The organism is Citrobacter sp. Cm038 (assembly GCF_030333105.1).
Taxonomy (GTDB): domain Bacteria; phylum Pseudomonadota; class Gammaproteobacteria; order Enterobacterales; family Enterobacteriaceae; genus Citrobacter; species Citrobacter murliniae.
Genome location: NZ_JAOWGO010000006.1, coordinates 1 through 206 on the forward strand (window position 1 = coordinate 1; position 206 = coordinate 206).

Annotated in this window: 1 tRNA gene; it reads left to right on the top strand. The window is 51.9% G+C overall.

Annotation, left to right across the window (positions count from 1 at the left end):
- Window positions 1-77, top strand: a tRNA-Arg gene (locus OGY01_RS00705).
- The last annotated feature ends 129 nt before the right edge of the window (window positions 78-206 follow it).

Sequence of the window (206 nt, forward strand, 5' to 3'; positions counted from 1 at the left end):
GCATCCGTAGCTCAGCTGGATAGAGTACTCGGCTACGAACCGAGCGGTCGGAGGTTCGAATCCTCCCGGATGCACCATCTCTTACTTGAAACCGTTTTTATAGCGATTTCAGTATCGGCAGTAAAATAAGTTTCCCTGATGCATCCGTAGCTCAGCTGGATAGAGTACTCGGCTACGAACCGAGCGGTCGGAGGTTCGAATCCTCC